Here is a 25692-nt window from a genome sequence, read left to right on the forward strand (position 1 = left end):
AGGCTGACCATAATCTGCCGAGGCCGCGCAGATCGATACGTTGTTTGGCGCCAGGCCTTCCCCCACAAGGCCTTGCATGACATCCGTTGTCCCCCTTCCCACGCCGAAGCCACGAACGGCGCGGCTCGTCCTGGTGACGCCCGACGGCGCTGTGGTCGGCAGCCTGCCGCCGGTCACCGTCTCGACCCCTTGGTGGCAAGAGGCCGAGCCGGTCGTCAGCGCGGTTCGCGAACGGCACGGCATCGAAGTCACGATCCTGCGGCTGCTGGCGGCGCAGGGCGAGCGGCCCCATGGCGGGCCGGTGACCTATCTCGCCGAAGTCGCGCAGCCGGTGCCCGCCGAGCCGTGGCACGGAACGCTCGACGAACAACCGCTGCGGCACCCCTACGCACGGCCCGGTGGCCCGGCCGCCGACCTGGCATGGGCGCTGAAGGTGCTGGCCGGGCACGGCATGCATCCCGTGGGCGCGCCGGTCCAGATCCGGACCTGGAATCTCTCCAGCCTCTGGCGCATTCCGGTCGAGGGCCAGCAGGTGTGGCTGAAGGTCGTGCCGCCTTTCTTCGCGCACGAAGGGCGGCTGCTGGCGCGGCTGGCGGACCAGCCCGTGCCGCGTTTGCTCGGGCACGACGGCGGCCGCATTCTCCTGGCCGAAATCCCGGGGGAAGACCTGCACGGGGCCGAGCTGCCCGTGCTGCTGGACATGGTGACGCTGCTGGTCGGCCTGCAGCACGCGTGGCTGGGGCGGGGCGATGAACTGCTTGCGCTCGGGTTGCCGGACTGGCGCGCTCCCGCGCTCACGGCGGCGATCACTTCGGTGGTCGATCGCACGGCGAGTGCGCTCTCTGCGCAGGACCGCTCGGTGCTTGCCGATTTTCTGGGCGACTTGCCCCGCCGCTTCGCCGAGGTCGCCACCTGCGGCCTTGGCGACACGCTGGTGCACGGCGACTTTCACCCCGGCAATGTGCGCGGTACGCCGCAGGCGATCACCTTGCTCGACTGGGGCGACAGCGGTGTCGGGCATCCGCTGCTCGACCAGCCGGCCTTTCTGAGCCGCGTGGCGGGCGATGCCCTCGGCACCGTGCGCGCGCACTGGCTGCAGCAGTGGCGGCAGGCTGTTCCGGGCAGCGACCCCGAGCGCGCCGCGGCCTTGCTCGCGCCGGTCGCCGCAGCCCGGCAAGCGGTGATCTACCAGCGTTTCCTCGACCGCATCGAGCCGGCGGAGTGGCCGTATCACAGCGTCGACCCTGTCGAATGGCTGCAAGAGACGGCCATGCTGCTCCGCAGCGAGGCCCAGTCCAGCGCTTGAGCAGGCGCTTCTTCGTCCGATCCGACGATGCCGCGCGCGGGTTCCGGGCGCACACTGTCCGGTGCATTCCAACGGGACGACACCATGGCCTGGACCCTCAGCGCGGCGGAGACCGCATTCCGAGACGAGGTGCGCGACTTTCTCGCGCGCGAACTGACGCCCGAGCTGCGTGCGGCGGGCCGCCGATGCTCCGGCATCTTCACCGACTACGAATACGGCAACCGCTGGCACCGCATCCTGGCCAGGCGCGGCTGGAGCGTGCCGCACTGGCCCGTCGAACACGGCGGCACCGGCTGGACGCCGATGCAGCACTACCTCTTCGCCAGCGAGCTGGCGGCAGCCGACGCACCGCCGCGCGCGCCCATGGGCCCTGGCATGGTCGCGCCGGTCATCATCGCCTTCGGCACCGAGGCGCAAAAGCGCGCATGGCTGCCCGGCATCCGCTCGGGCGAGGACTACTGGTGCCAGGGCTACTCGGAGCCGCAATCGGGCTCCGACCTCGCCTCGCTGCAATGCAAGGCCGTGCGCGATGGCGACCACTACGTCATCAACGGCACCAAGATCTGGACCACGCACGCGCAGTACGCCAACCGCATGTTCTGCCTGGTGCGCACCACCTCGGGCGGCAAGCCGCAGCAGGGCATCAGCTTCCTGTGCTTCGACATTCCCGCGCCGGGCATCACCATCCGGCCGATCATCAGCATCTCGGGCGACCACGAACTCAACCAGGTGTTCTTCGACGACGTGCGCGTGCCCGCCGAAGGGCTGATCGGCGAAGAGAACCAGGGCTGGACCATCGCCAAATACCTGCTGCAGCACGAACGCGGCGGTGCGTGGGCGCCCATGCTGCGCGCACGCCTGCGCCGCCTCAGCGCGGCGGCCGATGCGGCGTTCGCGACTTCCGGCCGCGACGGTGACGAGGCCGATGACATGGCCCTGCGCCTGGCCGAGATGGACTGCGCCATCGACGCCCTCGAAGCGACCGAGCTGCAGTCGCTGCGCGCGCAGGCACGCGGTGAGCCGCACGGCATCCGCCCGTCGATGGGCAAGGTGCTCGGCTCAGAGCTGCGCCAGCGGCTGACCGAGCTCGGCGTCGAAATCGCTGGCCACTACGCCGCCGCCAACCTGCCGCTGGACGACGGACTGCAAGGCGAGCTGCCGATTCCCGAAGAGGCCGTGTTCTCGATGTCGGCCTACCTCAACGACCGCGCCGCCTCCATCTATGCCGGCTCCAACGAGGTGCAGCGCAACATCGTCGCCGCCCACCTGCTCGCCCGCTGATGCCATCGCCATGAACACAACAAGCACCGAACAGGACGACACCCTCGCGATGCTGCGCGACAGCCTCGCGCGCTACCTCGACAACCACCACGGCTTCGAGCAGCGCCTGCATGCACTGGCCCGCGCCGACGATGCACCGCCGCCGTTCTGGCAAGGCCTGTCGCGCGAGCTGGACCTGCTGGGCGCGGCCTTGCCTGAATCGCACGGCGGCATGGGTTTCGGCATGGCCGCGCACCTCGCGTTGATGGAAACGCTGGGCGGCGCGCTTGCGGCCGAGCCGTACCTGTCGACCGTTGTGATCGGCGCGGGCCTGCTGCAGCGTTATCCCGGCGCGCAGGCCGATGCATTGCTCGCGCGCGTCGTCGCGGGGCAGGCCGTGCTGGCCTTTGCGCACGGCGAGCCGCAAAGCCGCCATGACCGTGCCGATGTGCAGGCGCGCCTTGTGCGCGAAGGCGATGGTTTCCGGCTCGACGGCCACAAGGCGGTCGTGCAGGTCGCGCCGTGGGCCAGCCACCTGATCGTCACGGCGCGCAGCAAAGGCGGCCCCCGCGATGCGGATGGCCTTTCGCTGGTCGTCGTGCCGAAGGACGCGCCGGGCCTGCGCATGCGCGCCTACCCGACACGCGATGGCGGTCGTGCCGCGGACATCGCCTTCGACAACGTGCGCTTGCCCGCCGATGCCTTGCTCGGCATTGAAGGCGCGGCGCTGCCGCAGATCGAGCAGGCGCTCGACGAAGCCACGCTCGCCATCTGCGCCGAATCCATCGGCGTCATGCGCAGGCTGATGCGCGACACGCTCGACTACGTGCGCCAGCGCAAGCAGTTCGGCGTGCCGATCTCCAGCTTCCAGGTGCTGCAGCACCGCATTGCCGACATGCACATGGCGCTGGAGCAGGCGGCCGCGCTCACCGCGAGCGTGGGTGAAACCATCGACACCGCGGCGGCACACGAGCGCGCCCGCGCCGTGTCGTCCGCCAAGGTGGCCGTCGCCAAGGCATGCAAGGCCGTGGGCCAGGGCGCGGTGCAACTGCACGGCGGCATGGGCATGACCGAAGAGCTGGCGGTCGGCCACTATGTGCGCCGCGCCATCCTCATCGAAGGCCAGTTCGGCCCGGCTTCGTGGCACCTGCGCCGCGTGGCGCGGCTTCGCGCCACGAACGACATGAACGACGCGCGGTAGCCACAACCCGCGCGCCGCATTCGTCGCTTTCGACGATGCAGCGCCATCGCCCCCGCGCCAAGATCGCTCCACGCAACAGGAGACAAACCATGGCAGGTCCATTGCAGGGACTTCGGGTGATCGAGATGGCGGGCATCGGCCCCGGGCCGTTCTGCGCGATGCTGTTCGCCGACATGGGCGCGGAGGTGATCCGCATCGAGCGCCCCGGCACGCGCACCGCGCCGCACGACATCCTCGCGCGCGGGCGCAGCACGCTGCAGGTCGACCTGCGTGCGGAGGGCGCGGCGCAATCGGTGCTCGACGCCATCGCCAAGGCCGATGTGCTCATCGAAGGCTTTCGCCCCGGCGTCATGGAGCGGCTGGGCCTGGGCCCTGCCGAGTGCCATGCGCGCAACCCGCGCCTCGTGTACGGCCGCATGACCGGCTGGGGCCAGCACGGGCCGCTGGCGCATGCGGCGGGCCACGACATCAACTACATCGCCATCAGCGGCGCGCTGCATGCCATCGGCCGCTCCGGCGAGCCGCCCGTGCCGCCGCTCAACTACGTGGGCGACTTCGGCGGCGGCGCGATGCTGCTGGCTTTCGGCATCCTGGCCGCGCTGCACGAGGCCAAGGGCTCGGGGCAGGGCCAGGTGGTCGATGCCGCCATGACCGACGGCGCGGCGCTGCTGTCTTCGATGATGTACGGCTTCAAGTCGGCCGGCCAGTGGAGCAACCAGCGCGGCGAGAACATGCTCGACGGCGGCGCGCACTTCTACGACACCTATGCCTGCGCCGACGGCAAGTACGTGGCCGTGGGCGCCATCGAGCCGCAGTTCTACGCGCTCATGCGCGAGCGCTGCGGCATCGCCGACGACCCGGCCTTCGACGCGCAGATGGACGCCGCGCGCTGGCCGCTGCTCAAGCTGCGCATGGCCGACGTGTTCCGCACCCGCACGCGCGACGAATGGTGCGTGCTGCTCGAAGGCAGCGACGCCTGCTTCGCCCCCGTGCTCGATTGGGACGAAGCGCCCGAGCATCCGCACAACGTGGCGCGCGGCACCTTCGCCAACGTGGGCGGCGTGGTGCAGCCCGCGCCCGCGCCGCGCTTCAGCCGCACCGCGCCGGTGGTGCCGCCGGCCCGCGCGCACGACGACGGCCCGGCCCTGCTGCGCCGCTGGGGCGTGGCGGCCGACGCCATCGCGCCCCTGGGCGCTGCCTGAACGAACAAGCTGAACGAACGAGAAGAGCGGAGGCAAACCCCATGTTCCTCACCCAACCCGTGCACAAGGGCCGCCGCGAAAAGGGCAAGGCCACCGCCGTGGTCTGCGGCAAGCAGCGGCTGAGCTATGGCGAGTTTGCCGACCGCGTGGCGCGGCTCGGTGCCGTGCTCAGGCAGCTCGGCATGCAGCCGGGCGACCGCGTCGGCATGATGAGCCTCAACTCGCACCGCTTCGTCGAATACTTCTTCGGCACCTGGTGGGGCGGCGGTGTCATCAACCCCGTCAACATCCGCTGGAACCCGAAAGAGGTCGCCTACTCGCTGGACGACTGCGACACCCGCATCCTGCTGGTGGACGACGTCTTCGCGCCGATGGCCGGCGAGCTGCGCAGGCTCTCGGCCTCGCTGCGCACCGTGGTCTATTGCGGCGATGGCACCGTGCCCGAAGGCATGGTCGGCTACGAGGCGCTGCTGGCCGATGCCGTGCCCGTCGACGACGCACCGCACAGCAGCGACGAGCTGGCGGCCGTGATGTACACCGGCGGCACCACCGGCCAGCCCAAGGGCGTGATGCTCTCGCACGGCAGCCTGTGCATCAACGCGCTGGGCACGGTGGCCGCATTGCCGCGCGACACGCAGGACGCGGTGGCCATCGTTGCCGCGCCCATGTTCCATGTGGCCGGTTGCGGCATCGCGCTGCAGAGCCTGCTGCGTCTGGTGCCCGTGCACGTGGTGCCGATGTTCGACGAGCTGGCGGTGCTGCAGACGCTGCAGTCGGCGCGCGTCACCGAAATGTTTTTGGTGCCGACCATGATCAAGCGCGTGATCGAGCATCCGCGCTTCGCGGAGTTCGACCTGTCGGCGCTGCGCCTGCTGTCGTATGGCGCGGCGCCCATCGACGCAGCGCTGCTCGACCAGGCCATGCGCGCCTTTCCGGGTACCGCGTTCGCGCAGGTCTACGGCATGACGGAGCTGTCGCCCGTAGTCACTGCGCTGCCGCCGTACTGCCACCAGCCCGGCCCGAACCGCGAGCGTTTGCTGCGCTCGGCCGGCATGCCCATCACCATCGCCGAAGTCCGCATCGTCGATGGCGAAGACAACGAGCTGCCCTTCGGCCAGGTCGGCGAGATCGTCGCGCGCGGGCCGATGGTCATGAAGGGCTACTGGAACAAGCCGAAGGAAACCGAAGCCGCATTGCGCGGCGGCTGGATGCACACCGGCGACGGCGGCTACATGGACGAAGAAGGCTACGTCTTCGTGGTCGACCGCATGAAGGACATGATCGTGAGCGGCGGCGAGAACGTGTATTCGGCCGAAGTCGAGAACGCCATCGCCCAGCTGCCGCAGGTGCTGATGTCCGCCGTGATCGGCGTGCCCGACGACAAGTGGGGCGAGCGCGTGCATGCGGTGATCGTGCGGCGCGAAGGCATGGCGCTCGATGCCGAGGCCGTCATCGCGCACTGCCGCGACCAGATCGCGAGCTACAAATGCCCGCGCAGCGTGGAGTTTCGCGATGCGCTGCCGCTGTCGGCGGCCGGCAAGCTGCAGAAATTTCAATTGCGCGAACCCTTCTGGGCCGGCAAGGCACGCCGCGTCGGCTGACGCGCCGACACACCGGCACCGGAACAAGAACACAACCCAAGGAAACCACCATGCCCATCGACTTCCGCCGCTCCTGGAGCGACGAAGACCTGGATCTGTACCGCGACAACGTGGCGCGCTTCGTCGAAACCGAAGTGCTGCCGCATGACGAAGAAGCGCGCAAGCGCGGCCACGTGGGCCACGAGGTCTGGCGCAAGGCCGGCGCGCTCGGTCTGCTGTGCGCCGACATTCCCGAAGAGTACGGCGGCGCCGGCGGCGATTTCCGCCACGAGGCCGTGGTGTACGAGGAGATGTCGCGCCGCGCCCTCAGCGGCATGGCGACGTCGGTGCACGCCATCGTGGCGCACTACTTTTTGAACCACGGCACCGAGGCGCAGAAGCGCCACTACCTGCTGCGCATGGCGCGCGGCGAACTGGTCGGCGCCATCGCCATGACCGAGCCCGGCGCGGGCTCCGACCTGCAGGGCGTGCGCACGCGCGCCGAGAAAACACCCGATGGCGGCTACCTCATCAACGGCTCGAAGACCTTCATCACCAACGGCTTCCTGGCCGGCGTGGTGCTGGTGGTGGCCAAGACCGACCCGGCGCAGGGCGCCAAGGGCACGTCGATCCTCATCGTCGAGACCGAGGGCTGCAAGGGCTTTCGCGTGGGCCGCGTGCTCGACAAGATCGGCATGAAGGCGCAGGACACCTCCGAGCTTTTCTTCGACGACGTGCGCGTGCCGGCCGATGCGCTGCTGGGCGGGCAAGAGGGGCAGGGCTTCTTCCAGCTCATGAGCGACCTGCCGTACGAGCGCACCATCATCGGCGTGAGCGCGCTCGCGGCCATGGAAGGCGCCTACCAGGCCACGCTCGACTACGTGCGCGACCGCAAGGCCTTCGGCAAGCCGATCGCCGAGTTCCAGAACACCAAGTTCAAGCTGGCCGAGATCGCCACGCAGATCAAGGTGGGCCGCGCCTTCATCGACCGCTGCGTCGAAGACCTGGTGGCCGGCACGCTCGACACCGCCACCGCATCGATGGCCAAGCTCTGGGGCTCCGAGACGCAGGGCCGCGTGATCGACGAATGCCTGCAGCTCTTCGGCGGCTACGGCTTCATGAACGAATACATGGTCGCGCGCATGTACGCCGACGCGCGCGTGCAGCGCATCTACGGCGGCACCAACGAGATCATGAAAGAGGTGATCTCGCGGGCGCTGTGAAGCAGCAGTAACGAAGGCGCGGCGCAGGCCGCGCCCGTCGCCGGCTCGTTCAGGACAGCCGGCGCAGCTCCGCCCGCGCGATCTCGCGGTGCGGGTACGAGGGCGAGAGGCCGATGAAGGTCGAGTACTTCTCGCGCGCCGCCGCCGTGTTGCCGGCGTCTTCCAGCTCCAGCGCCTCGATGGTGAACTGGGTGAAGAGCCGGTTGGCGTCCTCTTCCCTTGGCGACGCGGCCAGCGACTTCGGCTGCAGCTCGGGCTGCAGGGCGTAGATGCGCCGCTGCACTTCGATCAGCTCGATCAGCGCGCGGCCGATGCCTTCGATGTTGTCCGAAACCGGTGGCAGGTCCGCCGTGCGGACATCCGCCGCCGCCTGGTCCAGAAGATGCGAAGCGACCCGCAGCAGGTGGTGGAGTTGCTTGAGTTTCATGGGCGGATCGCGGGTTGTCGGGTGGCAGCCGTGGCGGGTGCGCGTGGGCTGTCGGGCTTCGCTGCGTTGCCTGCGAAGCCGGGTTCGTGTCGATCCATCAGTTGTCCTGTGTTGCGCCAGAGGCCATGCGGCCGCGCTTTTTCTCTTGTCGAGGTGTGGGTTGCTGTTGATGTTGCTGCTGCTGGCCGGCGGTGGCGGCGGGCGATGCCTCGCCGCCCATCTTTTCCGCGAGCTGCTTGGCGCGCTCGGCGATCGCCAGGCCCTTGGCCGTCTCGGGGCCGTGCACCTTCACCGCGAACGCCTTGCTCACGGTGCCCTTGCCCGCCGTGTACGTGATGGCCAGCCAGTAGCCCGGATGCGCCGCGTGCGGCGTCTTGAAATGAACGCCGCTCACGCCGCTGGTGTTGTTGCGCCGGGTGATCTCGGACTTGGAGCGCTTGGGCGCGCGCGGGCCGTGCGCGTGCGCCGACAGCCCCATGCGGATCGCTTCCTCGGCCGGGTGCGGCCGCGCCAGCCCGGTCATGTGCTTGAGCTGCCGCTCGCGTTCCCTGACGGCCAGCGCGTACGCCGCGTCGCCCAGGCCATCGACCGGAAAGTCGGTGCGAAGAATCTCGCCGGGCGCGATGTAGGTCTTGGCCATCCAGCCGCGCACCTTGCCGTTGGGCGCCAGGTGATGAAAAACGCCTGGCATGCCGGTGGTGTTGTTGACCCTGGGCTTTTCGGCCCGTGCGCGCCGCGCGACCGGCGGCACGCTCCTGACGATGAAATCGCGCCAGTCCTGCGCATGGAGCAGTGCCTGTTCGAGGCTGCCGTAGCTGGCCTTGCCGAACAACTTGTGGTGACGAACACCGTTGCGAACCAGTGAAACCTCGAAGCCCCAGGACCTGGGGTAAATGCCATACATGGCGGCCGGATTGGGAATTCCTTTAGGCATTCTCGACGCGTTGAACTTTTCAACCTTGCTGCTTCTCATGAGCTCCCCGGACCGCGTGGCGCTCATGGGCGCGCGTGTTTCGCCGGTATTTTGGCTGAAGCGGGATGACAGTTCGGCGGCGCGATGTCCCGTGTGGAACAAACCGGAAATGTGGCGGAGGTCCGCGCGGCTGCCCGTGCACAAGGGGGTGGCTGCGCGGCCCGGAAGCTTCACGGGGTCTGCCTTGCTTTCGAGGCGCCCGTGCGCCGCCGGTGGGTTTCCTGCCGGGGCGAAGGCGTGGGTGCGCCGGTGGCGCTCAGCTTCTGTTCGAGCTGCCGTTCGCGCTCCTCGATGGCCAGACGCTTGGCCTCGTCGGCACCGTGTTCCTTGATCGAGAACGCCTTGCTCACGCTGCCCTTGCCCGCCGTGTAGGTGATGGCGAGCCAGTAGCCGGGGTGCCCGATGTTGGGCGACTTGAAATGCACCCCGCTCACGCCGCTGGAGTTGGTGCAGCGCCTGATTTCCGACTTCGAGCGCTTGGGCAAGCGTGGCTCGGCGGAGTGCACCGCGGGGCCGGTGCGGATCGCCTCCTCGGCCGGGTGCAGCCTGGACAGGCCCGCCATGCGCTCCAGCTGCCGCGCCCGTTCCTCGATGGCCAGCGTCTGCGCCGCCTGGCCCGCTGCGCCGACGGGAAAGTCGGTGCGAAGTATTTCGTCTTGCCCGAGGTAGGTCTTGGCCACCCATGCCCGGACCTTGCCACCGGCGCTTACCTGGCAGAAGACGCCCGACACGCCGGTCGTGTTGTTGGCGCGGAGCTTTTCGGCCCGCGTGCGGCGCGGCAGCGGCGGCACGCTGCGCACGACTTCGTCGCGCCAGTCCTGCGCCTGGAGCAGCGCCTGCTCGACGCTGCCGTAGCTGGCCCGCCCGAACTGCTTGTAGTAGCGCGTGCCGTTGCGCACGATCGACACCTCGAAACCCCAGGCGCGCGGAGAGATGCCGTACATGGCGGCCGGGTTGGGGATTCCTCTGGGCATGGTGGCTTCGGGCCTTGCTGCGCTCTCGACGTGGACAACTGACCGGAGCGATGTCCGGGTTCACGGCCGAACCCTTCCCTTGCCGCGCGGGAATGCCGTTGCGGAGGAAAGGGGTGGGCCTTCCGGGGAATGCTAGGGATTGCGCAGGGGCGGCGGTATCACCGGAATCCGTAGTCGTGAAGGGCGGACGGCCCTTGGCCAGCCGCCAGCTAGCGGATCACGCCCAGCTTTCGCGCGATCGCCACCGCCTGCGTCCGGCTCTTCGCGTCCAGCTTCATGTTGATGTTGCGCAGGTGCGTGCGCACCGTGCTGTCGGACACGAACAGCTTTTCGGCCATCGCGTTGTTCGAGTACCCCTCGGCCAGCAGCTGCAGCACGCGGATCTCCTTGCGCGTGAGCGGCTCCTTCATGGCGTCGCCGGCCGGTGTTTCGGCATCGGCCGGCGCGGGCAGCGGCCCGATGAGTTGCAGCAGCCGTTGCAGGTAGTCCGCCAGGATCGGGTCGGTGTTGGGGCCGCCGCGCGATGCGGGCGCTTCCTGCATCGCGATGGCGTAGCGATGGATCAACGTGCCCACGGCCGAGCCCTCATCGAGGATCAGCCGCACGAATCCTTCCTGGCTTGCCGTCTGCAGCACCTCGCCGATTTCTTCGATGGCGGCGGCCATGTCGCCGGCGCGCTGCAGCGCCATCGCGCGCAGCACCTTGAGCTTGAGTGCGCGGCGGTTGTGCGCCGAGGCGCGCGCGGCATGGATCTCGGCGTCGAGCACGGCCAGCGCCGCGCGCGGGTCGCCGAACGCGATGTCCCAGCGCGCGGTGGCCAGCGCCAGGTAGTCGAGGTCATGCGCGGGCAGGCGCTGGCGGCGTTCGCGCTGCCACAGCGCAGGGTCGTCGGCGCGCAGCAGTTCGTCGCGCGACGCGGGGCCGTTGCCCTGCAAGAGCAGCATGCGCGAGCGCTCCAGCTTGGCACTGGCCACCACGCGCGGCAGTTGCCGGTGGTGGCCCAGGTATTCGAGTTCGGTCAGCGCCTGGAAGGCCGCGTCGATGTCACCGGCATGGAACGCGATGCGCGAGCGCATCACGTGGCTCAGGATCATGTGGTCGGGCAGGCCCACGTCGCGTGCCAGCGGCAGGTACACGTTCAGCAGGTGCTCGGCCTGCACGAGCTGGTGGGTCTCGTACACGGCGCCCGCATACAGCACGCCGGCCCAGGCGTTGCCGTGGCTGTGGTTGTACGACACCGCATGGGTCGAATCGACGGCCATGCGCAGGCGCGCGGTGGCCTGCCGCAGCCGGCCTTCCTGCAGGTCGAACAGGCCGGCCAGCGACTCGGTGTACATGCGGTTGAAGGTGCTGTTGCCCTGCTCGCGCGCGGCTTCGAGCATGCGCCGCGCCTCGTGCTGGTCGCCGCGCACGGCCAGGATGTGGGCCATGGCATTGAGCAGCACGCTGTCGGCAAAGGCCAGGCCGGTGGGCAGGCGCGCCAGGCTCTGGCGGCCGATGTCGTAGGCCTCGTCGTGCCGGTCCTGCATGGCCAGCAGCAGCGGCACGAGCGTGTGCGCGCTCGCCCGCACTTCGGGAATGGGGCTGTCGAGGCAGCCCGATTGTTCGAGCATGCGCATCGCGTCCCACGGGCCGTGCGTGAAGCAGGTGGCCCACAGCGCGATGGGCTGCAGGAAGGGGTGCTCGCGCAGCTGGTGTTCGGGAATGGCCGAGAACCAGCGCGCGAGCATGCGCATGCGGCCCTGTTCGAGGAACTGCGCCGCATAGCTGTCGAGCAGGGTCAGCGCATACGGATGGTCGCCACCTTCGATGGCATGGTCGATGGCGGGCACCGGGCGGTCGTGCGATTCGTACCAGCCCGAGGCCGCAAGGTGCAGCCGCTCGATCTCGTCGGGCTGCTCGCGCGCCAGTTGCGCGCGCAGGAAGTCGGCGAACAGGCTGTGATAGCGCCACGCAAGGGCGTCGCCATCGCCACCCACGGGCGTGAGAAAAAGGTTGGACGCCGCGAGCTGCTCGAGGATGGCGGCGCAGTCCATGCGCGGGTTCAGCGCCTGGCACACCGAGGCATCGAGCTGGCGCAGGATGCTGGTGCGCAGCAGAAAGTCGCGGATCTCTTTCGGCTGGTGCGCGAGCACGTCTTCGGCCAGGTACTCGGCCACCGCGCGGTCGGAGCCCGAGAAGCGCTCGACAAAACCGGTCTCGGTGCCGTGCCGCTCCAGCGCCATCGATGCGAGCCAGATGGCGGCCACCCAGCCTTCGGTCTTGCGGTGCAGTTGCGACAGCATGTCGGCGGGCAGCGCCTGCATGGCCGGGGCCGTGCGCAGGCCGAAGAAGGCGCTGGTTTCTTCCAGGCTGAAGCGCAGGCGGTCGGTGTCGATCTCGATGAGCTGCCCGCGCGCACGCAGCCGCCCCATGCCCAGGTCGGGCAGGCCGCGCGAGCCGATCACGATCTGGCCGCGGCGCGGCAGGTGCTCGACGATCTCGCGCACGAGGCCCAGCACCGCGGGCTCCTGCACCACCTCGAAGTCGTCCAGAAAGAGGGTGAACGGCGCGTCGTGCGCGGCCAGCGCCGCCACCGCGTCGAAGGGGCCGTTGGGGTGCGGCTCTTCCACGCCCAGGCGCAGCGCGGCTTCGGCCAGGCAGTTCAGGAAGCGCGAGACGTCGTTGTCGGCGCGGTCGAGCGTGAGCCATGCGGTGGCGATGCCCTGCGCCTCCATGCGCTCGCGGATCTGCGCCATCGCCGTGGTCTTGCCGAAGCCGGCCGGCGCGCGCACCAGCACCAGCTTGACGGTGGCCGCCGCGGCGATCTCCTCGCGGATCGCGGTGCGCGGCACCTGCGTGGCGGTGGAGGCCGGCGGGTTGAGCTTGGTTTCGAGAATCCTGGCGGTGGAAGGCGACATCGCGAACGGAAAAGAACAGGGGCGGCGCAGGGGCCGAAGCGACCCGGATTTCCGTCGTTTCCGACGATGCCGCCGCCGATTCTGCTTCCTAAACTGGCTGGCGACAAACGATCGCTTCACTGCCAACCTCACCCCGCAAGGACCCCTGATGCAACTCGATTCCAGCATTGCCGCCGTCGTCACGGGCGGCGCTTCGGGCCTGGGCGCCGCCACCGCGCGCCGCCTGGCCAGCCACGGCGTGAAGGTCGCGCTGTTCGACCTCAACGCGGAACAGGGCGAAGCGCTGGCCAAGGAACTCGGCGGCGTGTTCTGCAAGGTCGACGTGACCTCCGAAGAGCAGGTCGATGCGGCCTTTGCCAAGGCCCGCGCCGCGCATGGGCAAGAGCGCGTGCTGGTCAACTGCGCCGGCACCGGCAACGCGGTGAAGACCGCGAGCCGCGACAAGGCCACGGGCGAGATCAAGCACTTTCCGCTCGCCAACTTCGACCGCATCATCCAGATCAACCTGGTCGGCACCTTCCGTTGCATCGCCAAGTCGGCGGCCGGCATGTTGACGCTCGACATGCTGCAGGACGGCGAGCGCGGCGCCATCGTCAACACCGCCTCGGTGGCGGCGCAGGACGGGCAGATGGGCCAGGCCGCCTACACCGCGTCGAAGGCCGGCATCGTCGGCATGACGCTGCCGATTGCGCGCGACCTGATGGGCGAGGGCATCCGCGTCAACACCATCCTGCCGGGCATCTTCGACACGCCGCTGCTGCAGGGCGCGCCCGACAACGTGAAGGCGGCGCTGGCCGCGTCGGTGCCGTTCCCCAAGCGGCTGGGCAATCCGGCGGAGTACGCGACGCTGGCCGAGCTGATGATCACCAACGGCTATTTCAACGGCGAGAGCGTGCGGCTCGACGGCGCGATCCGCATGGCGCCGAGATAAGCGAGTGCCGCGTGCGGGCGCGCATAGCCCGCGAAACGACAGACGGCGTCCCTTGAATATGGGATGCCTCGGCTTCCTGGCTGTTACTACGATCGCCCAGCGATCGGGGGATCGCAGCTTCAAGGAATGCCATGAGAACAACAAGCGGTGGGGGTTCCGTGTGGGCGCGCTGCGTGCCGGCCGTCTTCGTGGCTGCGGCGTTGGGAGGGTGTTCGTCGCTGAAGGCACCCGTGCCCGAGCCGACCTTTGCGCAGGTCTCGATGGAAGACAAGACGGTTCTTGCGCGTGCCGTGGACGACTTCTACGTCCGGTACAAGGCCAGTGCCGACGCCACCACGGCCAGCCCGCAGAACGCCCAGGCCTTGCTCAATGCGGGGCGCGTCCTGATCGAGCTTCGCTGCGAGGAATACCTGGACGCCATTGGCCAGAGCACCCAGGCTGCGGGCAACCTGCGCCAGCAGACCAACCTTGTCGGCGGACTGTCGTCGGCGTTGATGGGCGTCACCGGCAGTTCCGCCAAGGAGATTGCGGGCGTGGCGTCGGCCTTCAGCTTCGCGGGCGCGAGCATGGATGCGTACTCGACGGCCTATCTGTTCGCCGATGCGGGAACCTCGATCATCAAGCTCGTTCATTCCTCGCAAGAACTCTTCATGAACGAGGTCGACAAGAGCCTGCAGGGCGCGGCGCTCAACCATACGAATGCCGTGCACATCCTGCTGGGCTATCAGTCGATCTGCCGGCCGGCCAAGATCCGTGCGCTCGTCAACGACGCCATCAGCAAGGCCCAGGTCGTGGCGGAAATCGTGCCCAACAACGGGGCCGACCTGGAAGTCATGGGTGTGCTCGCGCAACTGTCGCGCGCGTTGGGCGAGCCCATTTCAGAGAGCGATGCACTCGTGCTCTACGCACGTGTCCTGAAGCCGGCGGATGGAAGCCTGAAGCTCGCGAGTGGAACGGAACTGAACAAGGTCCAGATCGCAAGCCTTTCCAACATATTCCTTCCCCTGGGATTGAAGAGTTCCAAGGTGGGAGAGCGGTGGAGAGCGGTACTGAATGGCGCAACGCCTCCGGTGAACACGCCGCCGCAGCAGCAGGAGCTGACCAGCTCTGCCAACGCCGCGATCAAGGCGACAGAAGCCAAAAGCGATGCAGCGAAAGCGGCGGGCGCAATCGAGGTTGCGGGGCAGACCTCGGTGGTCACGCAGAAATTGCAGCAGGCAATCAACGAGGTGTTGAAGGGGGGCGATCTGGAGAAGGCCAAGGGCTTGGCCGACGAGGCGAAGGGCCTGGCCGATGCCGCGGTGGTCTCCGCGGAGAAGAACAAGGCGGACCCAAAGATCGCCAGTCCGGCAAGCGCTGCCGCGGGTGACGCCGTGTCGACTACCGCCGTCGTGAAAGAGGCAGTTTCCGGTGCCATAGCGCGCAGGGACAGTGCCAAAGGACTGCAGCCCCGGATGAGCCAGCTGTCGCTGCCGATCATCGGCATTGCCCGCTGACGCATCGGGAGCGCCTTCCCCTCGGGCGGGGCGCTCCCCAAAATCGTCCGTTCCGACGACGCTGTGCATTGGCGCGGCGCCAACAATTCTCCGAACCCCTTGAAGTCACGGAGAAAACCCATGCCCGAAGCCTATATCGTCGCCGCCGCGCGCACCGCCGGCGGCCGCCGCAACGGCCGCCTTGCCGGATGGCACCCGGCCGACCTCGCCGCGCAGGTGCTCAATGCCCTGGTGGAGCGCACCGACGCCGACCCTGCGCTGATCGAAGACGTCATCATGGGCTGCGTCGGCCAGGCCGGCGAGCAGGCGTCCAACATCGCGCGCAATGCGGTGCTGGCCTCGCGCCTGCCCGAGTCGGTGCCGGCCACCTCGGTCGACCGGCAATGCGGCTCGTCGCAGCAGGCGCTGCACTTCGCGGCGCAGGCCGTGATGTCGGGCAGCATGGACATCGTGATCGCCGCCGGCGTCGAAAGCATGACCCGCGTGCCGATGGGCCTGCCCACCACCTTGCCGCTGAAGAACGGCCTGGGCTTCTACGTGAGCCCGCTCATGCAGAAGCGCTACCCCGACATCCAGTTCAGCCAGTTCACCGGCGCCGAGATGATCGCGAAGAACTACGGCATCGAGAAGGCGGAACTCGACGCCTATGCGCTGCACAGCCACCGCCTCGCCATCGAGGCCACCAAGGCCGGGCGCTTCGAGCGCGAGGTCGTGCCGGTGTCGGTGCGCATGGCCGACGGCACCGAGCCGGGCGAGATGCACACCACCGATGAAGGCATCCGCTACGACGCCACGCTGGAGAGCATCGCCGCCGTCAAGCTGATCGCCGAAGGCGGGCGCTGCACGGCGGCCACGGCCAGCCAGATCTGCGACGGCGCGAGCGGCCTGATGGTGGTCAACGAGCGCGGCCTGAAAACGCTGGGCGTGAAGCCGCTGGCGCGCATCCATCACATGAGCGTGATGGGGCACGACCCGGTCATCATGCTGGAGGCACCCATTCCCGCCACGCAGCGCGCCCTGCAAAAGGCCGGCATGAAGATCGACGACATCGACCTGTACGAAGTCAACGAAGCCTTCGCGCCGGTGCCGCTGGCCTGGCTGCGGACGCTGGGCGCCGACCCGGCGCGGCTGAACGTGAACGGCGGCGCGATCGCGCTGGGCCATCCGCTGGGCGCCTCGGGCACCAAGCTGATGACCACGCTGGTCCATGCGCTCGGCCAGCGCGGCAAGCGCTACGGCCTGCAGACCATGTGTGAAGGCGGCGGCATGGCCAACGTGACCATCGTCGAGCGGCTCTGAACGGGCGCGTGGCGCGGGCTATGCTCGCGGCCACATGCCGTCGTCCATCGATCTTTCTTTTTCTTCGTTGCCGGCAGCGGGCGTTCTTGCGCTCGTGCTGGCCTTTGCCGGCCCTGCATCCGCCATGTCGGGCTGCCTCGACACCGCCGTGCAGGTGCCGTCGCCGCCGCGTGCGCTGGCCATGGCCGACGCGGCGCTGCTGGAGCACCAGGCCTTCGGCGGCCAGACCATGGATGCCGAGGGGCGCCTGACCGAAGTGGGCGACTACGAGGCCGAAGACACGCGCCGCACAGCGAATGCGATGCCACCCTGGCAGCGCGTGCTCGGCTACTGGCGAGCCATCGATCCGCAGGACAGCAGGCTGCCGTCGATCGTGCGCTTCGGCGGCGCGCGCCCGGCGGACCGGCGGCTGCTGACGCAGGCGTTGAGCCAGTCGGCCGCCGCTTCCGCGCAGAACCTTGGCACCGGACCCGACCAGGGGCTCGATGCCACTGGCCTGCACGCCGCCGAAGTTGCGGTGAACCGGGTGGCGGTGATCGACTCGCCCTGGTCTGCCGCGTTCATCAGCTGGCTTGCGCGCCGTGCCGGGCTCAGCGACGAGGAGTTCGTTTTTTCGGAAGCGCATGTCGACTATGCCGGCGCCGCGTGGCAGGCCGGCGTGGCCGAATCGCTGGGACAGCCCACACGCTCGGCAATGCGCGCCTGCGACCTGATGCGCACGCCGCCGCGCGTGGGCGACCTGGTTTGCCAGGCGCGGGGCGATGGTGCCGGGCTCGACACCTTCGAGAAGATCGGCGAGGTGCTGGCGACCCGGCCCACCGGCGGCGATGCCCTGCCGATGCACTGCGATGTGGTCGTGGCCGTCGATGCCACGGGCTTCGACACCGTGGGCGGCAACGTGGCCCAGTCGGTCACCCTGCGCCGCCTCGACTTTGCGCGCGGCACGAACCTGCTGGACCCGAGCTACCTGCCCGAAGGGTGCGCGGTGAGCAGCGCGGCCAGCTGTATCGACCGGCACATGAGCCGCCAGCCCTGGACGCTGCTGCTGCAGTGGCGCTGAACGGCCACTGCGTTGCCGCGAAGGCTGTCTCTGTCTATCGGTAGAACGCTTCGACCTTGCCCTTCAGCTTGAGCAGCAACGGGTAGCCCTTGCGGTCCACGGTCTTGCCCGCGGGGACTTTGATCCAGCCTTCGCTGATGCAGTATTCCTCGACGTCGAGGCGTTCCTTGCCGTTGAACCGGATGCCGATATCGTGTTCGAAGACGGCCGCGACGTGGAACGGGCTGCGCGCGTCGGAGGACAGGTGGTCGGGAAGGGGTGGGAGGGGAGTGGCTGCTGTCATGGCGCCCGATGATAGGACCTGGCGGCCGGCCGCCTTGGCCGCCCCGCCGCGTCATCGCCGTTTCTTCTTTTTCGTGGCCTTGGCGGCCGGCTTGGGCGCAAAGCCCAGCGCGGCACGTGCCAGTGCGTCGGCCTCGCCGTTGCGATGGCGCGGAATCCAGCGGATGCTGGCCTGGTCGAAGGAATCGAGCAGCGCGCGGGCATCGTCGAACAGCGCGGCCATGCGTGCGATCGGCCGGGCCTGCGTCGCGCCGAGCTGTTCGACCAGGATGCTGTTGTCGCTGTACGCAAGCACCGCCGTGGCGCCCTGGGCGCGCAGTTCCTGCAAGGCCAGCGTGAGCGCCCGCAATTCGGCTTCGTTGTTGCAGCCCGTGGTGTGCGTGGCCTGCGACAGCGTGCGGCGGCTGCCGTCAGGCGCGGTGATGACCGCACCGATGCCCATGCGGCCCGGGTTCGGCATGGCGCTGCCGTCGCAGTAGACGACCCACGGAAGGCTCTCGCTCATTCGTTCGTTTGCTGGTTCGCTCGCTTTACCCGCCTGCCTGTTCAGCAGTTGTTGCGCTTGATGCCCGCGAGGTTGCAGGGCCGCTGGCCCGGCGGCGGCCCGGGGTCGTGCGCATGCGGTGGCGGCCGCCGCCGCGGGGGACGCCAGCCGTCGTAGTACGGGTCCGGGCCCAGGATGACGACACCGGGGTCTTGCGCGGGTTCCTGCGTGGGGCGGGCATCGGGGTTGCGCGGGATGATGGCCGGGCCCGAAGGCGTGGTCTGTGCCAGTGGCGATGGCGGTGTGTAGTCCGGCCGGCGCCACTCCTCGGATGGCGCGCGCGGCGCCGGCGGTGGCGATTCGAGGATCGGCACCTGCCGCGACTGCCGGTTGCCCGCCGGACAGGCACCGTCGGTGTACGAGACGGCGCCGTTGGCGTCGGTGCAACGAACCACGTCCGCATGCGCGCTCGACGCCATCGCGAGGATGGAGAGAAGGAGCGAGAGGGCCGGGGTGTGCATGGGGAGAGGTTAGCGGGGATGCGGGGCGGGGGCAATCGGTGTGAGGGGCATCGCGCGTCTTGCGGTTCACTGCGCCCGACGGAATGCGGTTGCTGGAAGGACGTGCTTTTTCATGTGCCCCGTAGTGATTTTTCAGTCGCACTCTGCCCATCCATATCGCCGCACTGCCATCACGCAAACGGGTACGGCCCCTCCATCGCCCCGATGTGGCTCACATGGCTCACCATGCCATGCCCCTCGTCCCACAGGTGCAGCATGCAGCCCGGCCGGCCCAGGTACGAGGCCGGTGCCGCGTCGGCGGCCAGACGCAGCGCGATCTCCGTCGTGCTGCTCGGACACGCACACACCACCGTGCCTGCCCAGCGCCTGAACATCGTGCGGTGCACGTGGCCACACAGCACGCGCTCGATGTTGTCGAATGCGCGAACGATGGCTTCGAGCGGCGCAGTGTCCATGCAGCGGTACGCATCCATGTACGGAATGCCGCTCATGAATGGCGGGTGATGCAGCATCAGCAGCGTGGGCTTCTGGCGGTCGGCCTCCAGCGTGCGCTGCAGCCACGCAAGGCCTTCCGCATCGACGCCGCCGTGATGCAGGCCCGGAATGCAGACGTCGAGCGCGACGATGCGCACCGGATGGTCGTCGATGCAATAGTGCAGCGCGCCGGTGCGTGGCAGGTAGGCGTGGTCCGCGAAGGCGGTGCGGAAGTTCTCGCGGTGGTCGTGGTTGCCGGGGATGACGAGGCATGGCATCTCCAGCCTCGCGAGCCGGGTACGCACTTCGGCGTATTCCTCCGGCCGGCCTTCATCGACGAGGTCGCCTGTCAGCAACACGAGGTCGGGCCGGCGGTCCAGCCCGTGCAAGTGGTCGATGGCCTCGTCGAACATGCGGTTCGAGTCGACAACACCCTGGTAGAGCTGCCCGGCGGGTCGGACGTGGGGATCGGAAATCTGCGCGATGAGCATGGGGCGAGGCCTCGTGGTTTCCTCGTCGTCAAGCAGGTTCCGTTCCTTCTTTCTTTGTTTCTTTCTCCTTGGCGCGCAGCTTTGTTCAGATGCCGACGAACTCCGCCACTTCGGCCAGCGGCGCGCGCTCGGTCACCAGTGCATCCAGCGGCCTGCTGCGGTCGGCGTAGCCGATGGCCATGCCGGTGAACAGCATGCGCTCGGGCGGCAGCGAGATGAACTGGCCGATGGTCTGCGGGTAGATCGCCCAGCATTCCTGCGGGCAGCTGTCGAGGCTTTCGGCGCGCAGCAGCAGCATGACGTTCTGCAGCATCATTCCCAGGTCGGACCACTGCGGCGGCCCCATGCGGCGGTCGACGCTGCAGAACAGCGCGAGCGGCGCGCCGAAGAACTGGTAGTTGCGCGCAAACCATTCGCGGCGCGCGGCCTTGTCTTCGCGCGGAATGCCCAGGCGCGCGTACATGGCCTCGCCGACGGCGAAGCGGCGGTCGCGATACGGCGCGACCAACTCGCGCGGGTAGATGTCGTATTCGCTGCCTTCGCCGGCCGGGGCTTCCTGCACGCGGCTGCGCATGATCGCCTTGAGCTCGGCCAGCCGCTCGCCGCCCACCACGTGCAGGTGCCAGGGCTGCAGGTTGCCGCCCGAAGGCGCGCGCAAGGCCTGTTCGATCACGCGGCGGATGACGTCGCCCGGCACCGGCGTGTCTAGAAAATCTCGCACCGAGCGGCGGGTGGCCACGGCGTCCTGAACGTTCATGAAAAAAGGTCCTGGTGATGCCTCGGAGCAGGGGGCTCGTCCGGCATGGCGCAGCCATGTTAGGGGCAACCCTCGGGTGCCCTCAATCGTCCGTTCCGACGATGGGGCGCGGGGTGGTGGCTGCCTACCATTCCTCGCGCACAGGAGACATACACATGCTCGGATTGATGCAAGACCGCCCGCTGCTGATCTCGTCGCTGATCGACCACGCAGCCACCTTCCATCCGCACGCGGAGATCGTCGGACGCACCGTGGAGGGGCCGGTGCACCGCACCAACTACGCGGAGCTGCAGCGCCGCTCCAAGCAGGTGGCCAATGCGATGGCGGCGCTCGGCATCGAACCTGGCGACCGCGTCGGCACGCTGGCATGGAACACCTATCGCCACCTGGCGCTGTACTTCGGCGTCTCGGGCGCGGGCGCCGTGCTGCACACGGTGAACCCGCGGCTCTTTCCGGAGCAGATCGACTACATCGTCAACCATGCCGAAGACAAGGTGCTGTTCTTCGACGCCAACTTCGCGCCGCTGGTCGAGAAGCTCGCGCCCGGCCTGAAGTCGGTGCGCGCCTTCATCGCCATGACCGACCGCGCGCACATGCCCACCATCGACGTGCCCAACCTGCTGTGCTACGACGAGCTGATCGGCGCACAGAGCGAGGACTACACCTGGCCCGAGTTCGACGAGCGCACCGCCTCGTCGCTTTGCTACACCTCGGGCACCACCGGCAACCCCAAGGGCGTGCTGTATTCGCACCGCTCCACCGTGCTGCATTCGCTGATGGAATGCGCACCCGACACCTTCGGCGTCAACTCGCAGATGACCTTGCTGCTCGCCGTGCCCATGTTCCACGCCAACGCCTGGGGCATGCCCTACGCGGCCGCCATGACCGGCATGAAGCTCGTGATGCCCGGCCCGCACGTGGACGGCCAGAGCCTGTACGAGCTGATGCGCGATGAAAAGGTCGGCTTCTCGCAGGCCGTGCCGACCATCTGGCTGATGCTGTTCCAGTACTTCGATGCGCACCCCGAGATCGACACGCGCGCCCTTGGCCTCAAGCGCATCGGCGTCGGCGGTGCCGCCACGCCGCGCACCATGATCGAACGCTTCGAGCGCGACTTCGGCGCCGACTTCGTGCAGGGCTGGGGCATGACCGAGACCAGCCCCATCGGCGTGATCGGCAACCTGCTGCCCAAGCACTACGCGATGCCGAAAGAAGAGCAGATGCGCGTGAAGATGCGGCAGGGCCGCGGCGTGTGGGGTGTGGAGCTGAAGATCGTCGGCGAAGACGGCCAACGTTTGCCGCACGACGGAAAAGCCTTCGGTCACCTGCACGTGCGCGGTCCGTGGATCGCGAGCGGTTACTTCAAGAGCGAAGGCGGGCCGGTGCTCGACGCCGAGGGCTTCTTTCCGACGGGCGACGTTGCCAACATCGACGAAGACGGCTATGTGCAGCTGGTCGACCGCGCCAAGGACGTCATCAAGTCGGGCGGCGAATGGATTTCGTCCATCGACCTGGAGAACGCCGCGAGCGCGCACCCGGCCGTGGCCGAGGCGGCGGTGATCGGCATCGCCCACCCGAAGTGGCAAGAGCGCCCGCTGCTCATCGTGGTCAAGCGCCCCGGTGCGCAGGTCACCGGCGAGGAACTGCTCACTTTCCTTTCGGAGCGTGTCGTGAAGTGGTGGTTGCCCGACGACGTGGCTTTCGTCGACAGCCTGCCGCATACAGCCACCGGCAAGCTGCTCAAGACCAAGCTGCGCGAACAGTTCAAGGGATATGTCGCGGCGAAGTCAGTTTGATGACTTGTTCGATTTTTCTGTGGACAACTCTGTGGGTTCCCGGGGGAGGCAAAGCGGCAGAGCGAGGATTGACGGGGGTTCCCACCACGTTGCCTGTTGAATAGGCAGGGCTGCCAGTTGGGGAAAAAAGAGCTTTGCCTGCCCTGAAGGTATTCAGGAAAGCGTGATAGAGGATGGAGGAGGTCGCGCGGGTGCCGGTGTGCGGCCCGCAGCGCCATCGCCATCAAGTTCGCGAAATTTTCCTTCGCTCATTTCGTCCCTGGCGTTTCGACATGGGCGTCGAGTGTGAGATGACGATGGATGTTCGCCTCGATTCTCCGCGTGGACCAACGCGCACATGCGCTGCATGAACGCGCCGGACAAACGGCGCTGAATATTCCCTTTGCGTGCCCACTCGTTGCCGCCGACGCCATCGCGCATCGACACGCGGCGCGTGCAACGGAAAACCCGCGCCATCGGCGTTGACAACAACCGCTCAACCAGCCGGCACAACCGCTCGTCGGCGAAGGGCTCGATTCAGTCAGTAACTGGTCAGTACACATTTTTAACAATTGTTACGCCTGAATCCCGCCTCCGTGCACCGCCCGCCGTGGTGTCCGAGGCTCCATGCAAGCGAAAGCCCATGACCTTGTCGCATCGTCGCCAGACCGCGTTCTCGCTCGTCGAGCTGATGGTCGTTGTCGCACTTGTCGCGATTCTTGTTGCGGTCGCCACGCCATCGCTTGTCGGGTTGATCCAGAGCAATCGCGTGACCGCGGAGGTCAACTCGTTCGTCGGCGATTTGCAGTACGCGCGTTCCGAAGCCATCAAGCAGGGGGTGCCGGTCAGTGTGTGCGCCTCTTCCGACGGACTCACCTGTCTGGGGACCAACACATGGCAAAGCGGCTGGATCGTCTTTGTCGACCTGGACGGCTCGGGGACGGTCAATGCCGGTGACACGGTGCTGCGCAAACGCCCCGCCTGGGTCGGCGGCGACACCTTTGCTGCAGCGCCTTCGATCTCGGCCGTCACCTACAGCCGGGACGGGTTCGCCAACCTGCCAGTCGCCGCCACGGGTGCATCGATCGTGCTCGCGTTGCACACGGCACCGGTGAATGCCAGCGCCACGCGCTGCGTTTCGATCAACAGGGTCGGGCATCAGACCGTGGTGCCAGGTGGCACGGGAGCCTGTGCATGAAGGCCCCGGCCCAACGCCGCGTCCAGGGGTTCTTCCTGCTGGAGATGCTGGTGGCAGTGCTGATCGTTTCGCTGGGGCTGTTCGGCCTGTCCAAGATGCAGGCCGCGGCGTTGTCGAACACGCAGACCTCGCGCGTGCGGGCGCTGATCGCGCTGCAGGCCGCCAGCCTGGCCGAGGCCATGCATGGCAACCGGGGCTTCTGGGCCGCGGGTGGCACGGCGCCATCCAGCGTGACCGTGACCGGAACCACGGTGACCGATGCCTCGGGGGTGCTGAGCACCGCGGCGGATTGCAGCGGCGCAACCTGCACGTCCGCGCAACTGGCGGCCTACGACCTGCAGACATGGGCGGGCCGCATGAACACCCGCTTCCCCTTGTACACGGCGGCCATTCAATGCACCACCGTGGTCGGCCAGCCGATCAGTTGCGTGATCAGCCTGGGCTGGGCCGAGAAGTACGTCGCGATCAATCGCGGCACGGCCGCTGCCGCCGGTGCGACACAGACCGCGTCCGCATCTTCGATGCAATACAGCCTTTACGTCGAACCATGAACCGCACAGCACGCAGTCTGCCCAGAGGTCAGTGCCGCCAGCGTGGCCTGGGGCTGGTCGAGCTGATGGTCGCGCTCATCATCGGCCTGTTCCTGCTGCTGGTCATGGGCTCGGTGTTCCTGAACATGAAGCAGGCCTTTACCTCGCAGGATCAACTGGCACAGCTGCAGGACAGCGAGCGGCTGGCGCTCACGGTGTTGACCACCACGGTGCAGGCGTCGGGCTACTTCCCTGATCCGCTGGTGAACACGGCGGCCACTGACCTGCCGGCCGCGACCGGCGCAGGCTATGGCAGCTTCCTCGCGGGGCAGGGGGTGGTGGGGCTGAGCGGGACCGCGGGCGCGAGCGACACTATCACATCGCGCTACATGACCGCGAGCGGCGACGGCATCATGGACTGCTTGGGCAATGTGAACCCGATCACCTCGGGCGCGAACAAACTGGTGATGAACACCTTCACGGTGAGCGCGGCCCACGAACTGCTGTGCTCCACAGATGGCGGAACGACGACCACGCCACTGGTGAGCGGCGTCACGTCGCTGAAGGTCCTTTACGCCACCGACACCGCCGGTGATGGCAAGGCTCTGCAATACCTGGATGCGGCGACGGTGACGAGCCATGCGTGGTGGCCACAGGTGCACACGGCGCAGATCACCATCACCATGGCCAATCCCTTTGCGAGTCAGGCGGGACAACCGGCCGGCATCGACTGGACCCAGATCGTCAACCTGATGAACAAGTCATGAGCATGCGCGCGCGCCTGTCACCAAGTCCTGCCCGGTTGCGAGAGCGTGGCTTCGCGCTGATCGTCGGCATGTTGTTCCTTGTCATCCTGACGGTGCTGTCCGTCGGCATGTTCCGCAGCTTCAACCTGCAGGAGCGGATTGCCGGCAACACACGCGAGAAGGAGCGCGCACTCGAGGCCGCGGAAAGCGCATTGCAGTACGGTGAATGGTGGCTGAGCCAGGGCAACGGCAGCACCGGCAACGTGTGCGCGGGGCAGCTCGATGCCAACACGCTGTCGCAGATGCAGGTGTGCTCCAACATGATCGCGAAGCCGACGGCCCTGCCCTGGGCCAACCGTGCCGACTACCTGCCTCCCAGCATGAAAGTGGCCACGGGTGGTGGCATCGCGGCCAGCGGAGACATCAACTACAACGCCAAGCCGGGTCTGAGCATCGGCTACTTGGGGCTGTCGCCCGACGGCAAATCGCTGCTGTACCAGGTGTCGGCCTTCGGCTATGGCGGCAGCACGACGGCGGCTGCCGTGGTGCAGAGCACCTACCAGGTCACGGGTGGCAACAAGCCGCTCGACCAACCTTGAAGG

At 68.0% G+C, this 25692-nt stretch carries 24 protein-coding genes; 15 read left to right on the forward strand and 9 right to left on the reverse strand.

The window, feature by feature from the left end:
• The first annotated feature begins 76 nt into the window (after positions 1–76).
• From BLQ28_RS28180 to BLQ28_RS28205, 6 genes are all read left to right on the forward strand, one after another.
• Positions 77–1306, forward strand: a complete 1230-nt coding sequence (locus tag BLQ28_RS28180) for an aminoglycoside phosphotransferase family protein (RefSeq protein WP_093246634.1) — start codon at positions 77–79, stop codon at positions 1304–1306.
• An 84-nt stretch (positions 1307–1390) separates the two neighbouring features.
• A complete protein-coding gene (locus BLQ28_RS28185; protein WP_093246788.1) occupies positions 1391–2587 on the forward strand; it encodes an acyl-CoA dehydrogenase family protein in 1197 nt (398 codons plus the stop codon).
• 10 nt (positions 2588–2597) lie between these two features.
• The gene (locus tag BLQ28_RS28190; protein ID WP_093246635.1) at positions 2598–3767 is read left to right on the forward strand and encodes an acyl-CoA dehydrogenase family protein; all 1170 of its coding nucleotides are present in this window, start codon (positions 2598–2600) and stop codon (positions 3765–3767) included.
• 89 nt (positions 3768–3856) lie between these two features.
• Positions 3857–4969: a CaiB/BaiF CoA transferase family protein gene (locus BLQ28_RS28195; RefSeq protein ID WP_093246636.1), complete on the forward strand. Its 1113-nt coding sequence runs from the start codon at positions 3857–3859 to the stop codon at positions 4967–4969.
• 41 nt (positions 4970–5010) lie between these two features.
• The gene (locus tag BLQ28_RS28200; protein ID WP_093246637.1) at positions 5011–6570 is read left to right on the forward strand and encodes a long-chain-fatty-acid--CoA ligase; all 1560 of its coding nucleotides are present in this window, start codon (positions 5011–5013) and stop codon (positions 6568–6570) included.
• 50 nt (positions 6571–6620) lie between these two features.
• The gene (locus BLQ28_RS28205) at positions 6621–7772 is read left to right on the forward strand and encodes an acyl-CoA dehydrogenase family protein (RefSeq protein WP_093246638.1); all 1152 of its coding nucleotides are present in this window, start codon (positions 6621–6623) and stop codon (positions 7770–7772) included.
• A 49-nt stretch (positions 7773–7821) separates the two neighbouring features.
• Here BLQ28_RS28205 and BLQ28_RS28210 read toward each other — a convergent pair whose 3' ends face one another.
• From BLQ28_RS28210 to BLQ28_RS28225, 4 genes are all read right to left on the reverse strand, one after another.
• On the reverse strand, positions 7822–8199 hold the full coding sequence (locus BLQ28_RS28210; protein WP_093246639.1) for a hypothetical protein: 378 nt from the start codon (positions 8197–8199) through the stop codon (positions 7822–7824).
• A 97-nt stretch (positions 8200–8296) separates the two neighbouring features.
• A complete protein-coding gene (locus BLQ28_RS28215; protein ID WP_256327490.1) occupies positions 8297–9133 on the reverse strand; it encodes an AP2 domain-containing protein in 837 nt (278 codons plus the stop codon).
• A 209-nt stretch (positions 9134–9342) separates the two neighbouring features.
• Positions 9343–10146 carry an AP2 domain-containing protein gene (locus BLQ28_RS28220; protein ID WP_256327491.1) on the reverse strand — a complete coding sequence of 268 codons (804 nt, stop codon included), beginning with the start codon at positions 10144–10146 and terminating at the stop codon, positions 9343–9345.
• Positions 10147–10355: 209 nt separating this feature from the next.
• On the reverse strand, positions 10356–13046 hold the full coding sequence (locus BLQ28_RS28225) for a winged helix-turn-helix domain-containing protein (RefSeq protein WP_093246641.1): 2691 nt from the start codon (positions 13044–13046) through the stop codon (positions 10356–10358).
• A gap of 148 nt (positions 13047–13194) precedes the next feature.
• Between BLQ28_RS28225 and BLQ28_RS28230 the strand changes: the two genes are divergently transcribed.
• From BLQ28_RS28230 to BLQ28_RS28245, 4 genes are all read left to right on the forward strand, one after another.
• On the forward strand, positions 13195–13977 hold the full coding sequence (locus tag BLQ28_RS28230; RefSeq protein ID WP_093246642.1) for an SDR family NAD(P)-dependent oxidoreductase: 783 nt from the start codon (positions 13195–13197) through the stop codon (positions 13975–13977).
• A gap of 230 nt (positions 13978–14207) precedes the next feature.
• A complete protein-coding gene (locus tag BLQ28_RS28235) occupies positions 14208–15473 on the forward strand; it encodes a hypothetical protein (RefSeq protein ID WP_176801248.1) in 1266 nt (421 codons plus the stop codon).
• Positions 15474–15593: 120 nt separating this feature from the next.
• A complete protein-coding gene (locus BLQ28_RS28240; RefSeq protein WP_093246644.1) occupies positions 15594–16772 on the forward strand; it encodes an acetyl-CoA C-acetyltransferase in 1179 nt (392 codons plus the stop codon).
• Between the two features lie 34 nt (positions 16773–16806).
• On the forward strand, positions 16807–17832 hold the full coding sequence (locus tag BLQ28_RS28245) for a DUF2272 domain-containing protein (protein WP_093246645.1): 1026 nt from the start codon (positions 16807–16809) through the stop codon (positions 17830–17832).
• Positions 17833–17866: 34 nt separating this feature from the next.
• Here BLQ28_RS28245 and BLQ28_RS28250 read toward each other — a convergent pair whose 3' ends face one another.
• The 5 genes from BLQ28_RS28250 to BLQ28_RS28270 all read right to left on the reverse strand — a co-directional run bounded on the left by BLQ28_RS28250 (position 17867) and on the right by BLQ28_RS28270 (position 20841).
• On the reverse strand, positions 17867–18115 hold the full coding sequence (locus BLQ28_RS28250) for a DUF3297 family protein (RefSeq protein ID WP_093246646.1): 249 nt from the start codon (positions 18113–18115) through the stop codon (positions 17867–17869).
• Between the two features lie 51 nt (positions 18116–18166).
• Entirely contained in the window at positions 18167–18619 is a 453-nt protein-coding gene (locus BLQ28_RS28255) for a ribonuclease HI family protein (RefSeq protein WP_093246647.1), read from the reverse strand.
• Between the two features lie 41 nt (positions 18620–18660).
• Positions 18661–19119 (reverse strand): DUF4124 domain-containing protein, encoded by a 459-nt coding sequence (locus tag BLQ28_RS28260; RefSeq protein WP_093246648.1) that lies wholly within the window; start codon positions 19117–19119, stop codon positions 18661–18663.
• A gap of 170 nt (positions 19120–19289) precedes the next feature.
• Positions 19290–20084: a phosphodiesterase gene (locus tag BLQ28_RS28265; RefSeq protein WP_093246649.1), complete on the reverse strand. Its 795-nt coding sequence runs from the start codon at positions 20082–20084 to the stop codon at positions 19290–19292.
• 85 nt (positions 20085–20169) lie between these two features.
• On the reverse strand, positions 20170–20841 hold the full coding sequence (locus BLQ28_RS28270) for a nitroreductase (protein ID WP_093246650.1): 672 nt from the start codon (positions 20839–20841) through the stop codon (positions 20170–20172).
• 155 nt (positions 20842–20996) lie between these two features.
• Here BLQ28_RS28270 and BLQ28_RS28275 point away from each other — a divergent pair, with 155 nt between their 5' ends.
• From BLQ28_RS28275 to BLQ28_RS28295, 5 genes are all read left to right on the forward strand, one after another.
• On the forward strand, positions 20997–22637 hold the full coding sequence (locus tag BLQ28_RS28275) for a 3-(methylthio)propionyl-CoA ligase (protein WP_093246651.1): 1641 nt from the start codon (positions 20997–20999) through the stop codon (positions 22635–22637).
• Positions 22638–23259: 622 nt separating this feature from the next.
• Entirely contained in the window at positions 23260–23814 is a 555-nt protein-coding gene (locus BLQ28_RS28280; protein WP_093246652.1) for a GspH/FimT family pseudopilin, read from the forward strand.
• Complete coding sequence (pilV, locus tag BLQ28_RS28285; protein WP_093246653.1) at positions 23811–24365, forward strand: type IV pilus modification protein PilV; 555 nt, start codon at positions 23811–23813, stop codon at positions 24363–24365. Before BLQ28_RS28280 ends, pilV begins: the two co-directional genes overlap by 4 nt.
• Entirely contained in the window at positions 24362–25111 is a 750-nt protein-coding gene (locus tag BLQ28_RS28290; RefSeq protein ID WP_093246654.1) for a PilW family protein, read from the forward strand. Before pilV ends, BLQ28_RS28290 begins: the two co-directional genes overlap by 4 nt.
• Positions 25108–25689: a pilus assembly PilX family protein gene (locus tag BLQ28_RS28295; protein WP_371126715.1), complete on the forward strand. Its 582-nt coding sequence runs from the start codon at positions 25108–25110 to the stop codon at positions 25687–25689. The genes BLQ28_RS28290 and BLQ28_RS28295 overlap by 4 nt, the downstream gene beginning before the upstream one ends.
• Positions 25690–25692 lie beyond the last annotated feature (3 nt).

Origin of the sequence: Variovorax sp. EL159, from assembly GCF_900100965.1 — a bacterium.
Taxonomy (GTDB): Bacteria; Pseudomonadota; Gammaproteobacteria; order Burkholderiales; family Burkholderiaceae_C; genus Variovorax.

What these genes read in the sequence shown, in the direction of transcription:
- BLQ28_RS28205 (WP_093246638.1), top strand. Translation starts at nt 6,621, where the DNA reads ATGCCCATCGACTTCCGCCGCTCCTGGAGCGACGAAGACCTGGATCTG.
- BLQ28_RS28290 (WP_093246654.1), top strand. Translation starts at nt 24,362, where the DNA reads ATGAACCGCACAGCACGCAGTCTGCCCAGAGGTCAGTGCCGCCAGCGT.
- BLQ28_RS28245 (WP_093246645.1), top strand. Translation starts at nt 16,807, where the DNA reads ATGCCGTCGTCCATCGATCTTTCTTTTTCTTCGTTGCCGGCAGCGGGC.
- BLQ28_RS28240 (WP_093246644.1), top strand. Translation starts at nt 15,594, where the DNA reads ATGCCCGAAGCCTATATCGTCGCCGCCGCGCGCACCGCCGGCGGCCGC.
- BLQ28_RS28185 (WP_093246788.1), top strand. Translation starts at nt 1,391, where the DNA reads ATGGCCTGGACCCTCAGCGCGGCGGAGACCGCATTCCGAGACGAGGTG.
- BLQ28_RS28275 (WP_093246651.1), top strand. Translation starts at nt 20,997, where the DNA reads ATGCTCGGATTGATGCAAGACCGCCCGCTGCTGATCTCGTCGCTGATC.
- BLQ28_RS28250 (WP_093246646.1), bottom strand. Translation starts at nt 18,115, where the DNA reads ATGACAGCAGCCACTCCCCTCCCACCCCTTCCCGACCACCTGTCCTCC.
- pilV (WP_093246653.1), top strand. Translation starts at nt 23,811, where the DNA reads ATGAAGGCCCCGGCCCAACGCCGCGTCCAGGGGTTCTTCCTGCTGGAG.
- BLQ28_RS28260 (WP_093246648.1), bottom strand. Translation starts at nt 19,119, where the DNA reads ATGCACACCCCGGCCCTCTCGCTCCTTCTCTCCATCCTCGCGATGGCG.
- BLQ28_RS28215 (WP_256327490.1), bottom strand. Translation starts at nt 9,133, where the DNA reads ATGCCTAAAGGAATTCCCAATCCGGCCGCCATGTATGGCATTTACCCC.
- BLQ28_RS28180 (WP_093246634.1), top strand. Translation starts at nt 77, where the DNA reads ATGACATCCGTTGTCCCCCTTCCCACGCCGAAGCCACGAACGGCGCGG.
- BLQ28_RS28220 (WP_256327491.1), bottom strand. Translation starts at nt 10,146, where the DNA reads ATGCCCAGAGGAATCCCCAACCCGGCCGCCATGTACGGCATCTCTCCG.
- BLQ28_RS28280 (WP_093246652.1), top strand. Translation starts at nt 23,260, where the DNA reads ATGACCTTGTCGCATCGTCGCCAGACCGCGTTCTCGCTCGTCGAGCTG.
- BLQ28_RS28295 (WP_371126715.1), top strand. Translation starts at nt 25,108, where the DNA reads ATGAGCATGCGCGCGCGCCTGTCACCAAGTCCTGCCCGGTTGCGAGAG.
- BLQ28_RS28195 (WP_093246636.1), top strand. Translation starts at nt 3,857, where the DNA reads ATGGCAGGTCCATTGCAGGGACTTCGGGTGATCGAGATGGCGGGCATC.
- BLQ28_RS28270 (WP_093246650.1), bottom strand. Translation starts at nt 20,841, where the DNA reads ATGAACGTTCAGGACGCCGTGGCCACCCGCCGCTCGGTGCGAGATTTT.
- BLQ28_RS28265 (WP_093246649.1), bottom strand. Translation starts at nt 20,084, where the DNA reads ATGCTCATCGCGCAGATTTCCGATCCCCACGTCCGACCCGCCGGGCAG.
- BLQ28_RS28230 (WP_093246642.1), top strand. Translation starts at nt 13,195, where the DNA reads ATGCAACTCGATTCCAGCATTGCCGCCGTCGTCACGGGCGGCGCTTCG.
- BLQ28_RS28225 (WP_093246641.1), bottom strand. Translation starts at nt 13,046, where the DNA reads ATGTCGCCTTCCACCGCCAGGATTCTCGAAACCAAGCTCAACCCGCCG.
- BLQ28_RS28190 (WP_093246635.1), top strand. Translation starts at nt 2,598, where the DNA reads ATGAACACAACAAGCACCGAACAGGACGACACCCTCGCGATGCTGCGC.
- BLQ28_RS28210 (WP_093246639.1), bottom strand. Translation starts at nt 8,199, where the DNA reads ATGAAACTCAAGCAACTCCACCACCTGCTGCGGGTCGCTTCGCATCTT.
- BLQ28_RS28200 (WP_093246637.1), top strand. Translation starts at nt 5,011, where the DNA reads ATGTTCCTCACCCAACCCGTGCACAAGGGCCGCCGCGAAAAGGGCAAG.
- BLQ28_RS28255 (WP_093246647.1), bottom strand. Translation starts at nt 18,619, where the DNA reads ATGAGCGAGAGCCTTCCGTGGGTCGTCTACTGCGACGGCAGCGCCATG.